This is a genomic window from Micromonospora sp. NPDC049257, from assembly GCF_040678915.1.
GTDB classification, from domain to species: Bacteria; Actinomycetota; Actinomycetes; order Mycobacteriales; family Micromonosporaceae; genus Micromonospora; species Micromonospora antibiotica.
Window position 1 is genome coordinate 1 of the sequence record NZ_JBFAQU010000065.1, and the last position, 2,278, is coordinate 2,278.

Here is a 2,278-nt window from a genome sequence, read left to right on the forward strand (position 1 = left end):
TGAGGAGGAGGTGGTGGTGGGGGTGGGTGGTGGCGAGGTGTCGTGCGGTGTGGGTGGCGAGGGCGCCGGTGGCGCCGGTGATGAGGATGGTGCCCCGCGCGGGCTGCGGTGCGGGGACGACCAGCGCGATCTTGCCGGTGTGCCTGGCCTGACTGAGGTGCCGCAGGGCGTCGGGGGCGTTGGTCACGTGCCAGCCCGTGACGGGCAGGGCGGGCAGGGCGTCGGTGGTGAGCAGGTGGGTGAGGGTGGTGAGGAGTTGGTGGATGCGGGTGGGTCCGGCGTCGAGGAGGTCGTAGGGCTGGTAGGTGAGGTGGGGGTGGGTGGTGGTGACGGTGTGCGGGTCGCGGATGTCGGTCTTGCCGATCTCGAGGAAGGTGCCCCCCTCGGCCAGCAGCGCGAGGCTGGTGTCGACGTGCGCGTGGGTCAGGGTGTTCAGCACGACGTCGACACCGGCGGGATCGGTCTCGCGGATGCGCTCGCCGTACGCCGTCGTCCGGGAGTCGTGGATGTGGGTGGCGGGGACCCCGAGGGCCGCCAGGGTGGCCTGCTTGGGCGCGCTCGCGGTGGTGTGCACGGTGGCCCCGAGGTGCCGGGCGTAGTGCAGGGCGGCCATCCCGACCCCGCCGGTGGCGGTGTGCAGGAGGAGCCGCTGACCGACCCGCAGGTCGGCCAGGTCGGTCAGGCCGTACATGGCGGTCAGGTAGACGATCGGCAGGACCGCCGCCTCGACGTCGCTGAGCCGGGCCGGGGTCCGCACCAGATGACGGTGGTCGGAGACCGCCACCGGGCCGGCACAGCCCTCGGGGAACAACCCCATCACCCGGTCCCCGACCGCCAGCCCGGTGACCTCGGAGCCGACCTCGACCACGACGCCGGCGCCCTCGCCACCGATCTGCGCGTCGTCGCCCGGGTAGAGCCCCAACGCGATCATGACGTCCCGGAAGTTCAGACCCGCCGCGCGCATCGAGACCCGTACCTCGCCGGCGGCCAACGGGCGGTCCCCCGCAGGCGACGGCACCAGCGCCAGGTTCGCCAACGTGCCGCGGCTCGTCACGTCCAGCCGCCAGTTCCCGCCGCCGGTCGGGGGCCGTAGCACGGCCGCGGAGTCGGCGACCGGGACCAGCCGGGGGACCAGTGTGGTGTCGTCCCGCACCGCCGCCTCCGGCTCCGGCCCGGCCAACGCCGACGACAACGTCGCATCGGCCGGACCCGGCAGGTCCAGCAGCGCGAACCGGTCGGGGAACTCGGCGCGCGCCGACCGGATCAACCCCCACACCGTGGACGCCGGCAGATCCTGGATCTCCGGCCCGGTCCGGGTGGCGACCGCCCCCCGGGTGACCGTCACCAGCCGGTGGTCACCGAAGGCGGGTTCGCCGATCCACCGCTGCGCCAACCCCAGCGCCCGTTCGGCGACCTCGTGGGCGAGGGCGACGACCTCGTCGCAAGGGCGCGCGGCGGCCCGGTCGATCGCCGGCCCCGGGCCACCGTCGGTCACGCAGGTCACCAGGGTGTCGGCGGCGACCGCCGTGCCGGCGTCGATCGCCGCCGCGAGAGCGTCCAGGTCGGCGTGGACGGCGACGTCGCGGCCGGCTGAGCGGAGCGCGTCGGCCAACTTCAGCGGGTCCACGCCGACCACGTGCACGGCGGTCGACCCGGCGGCCGGATCGGCCTCCTGCGGCACCCACTCGACCCGCAGCGGCGTGACCGGGGCCGACGGGGCGGCCAACTGGTCTACCGCGAGCGGCCTCGTGGTCAGCTCCTCCACGGTGATCACCTCGGCGTCGTCGAGGTCGGTGGCGACCAGCCGTACCGCGTGCTCGGAGAGCCGGGTCAACCGCACCCGCAGGGCGGCGGTGCTGCGGCCGGTCGCGCGCACCCCACCCCAGGAGAACGGCACCCGCAGCGGACCGTCGAGGTCGGCCGGCGTCGCGATCAGCGCGTGCAGCGCCGCGTCCAGCAACGCCGGGTGTACGACGTGCCCGTCGATCTCGGTCCCGTCGGGGAGGCTGACCTCCGCGTACAGCTCGTCGCCGTGCCGCCAGAGCGCCCGCAGGTTACGGAAGGTCGGGCCGTAGGCGTAGCCGTGGTCGGTCAGTCGCGCGTACAGGCCGGAGAGGTCGACGGGCTGCGCCCCCGGCGGCGGCCAGACGCCGGGCGCCGCGGGCGTGGAGTCGGGTGCCGGTTCGGGGCTGAGTGTGGCGGTGGCGTGGGTGGTCCAGGTGGTGGTGGTGCGGGTGTGGATGGTGAGGGTTTGGTGGCCGGTGGGGGTGGGGGTGGT

1 protein-coding gene is annotated in these 2,278 nt (G+C 74.8%); it reads right to left on the reverse strand.

Going from position 1 to position 2,278, the window contains the following annotated elements:
* Positions 1 to 2,278 (reverse strand): polyketide synthase dehydratase domain-containing protein (locus tag AB0K25_RS31725; RefSeq protein ID WP_363824018.1); only part of this gene is annotated, 2,278 nt, incomplete at both ends.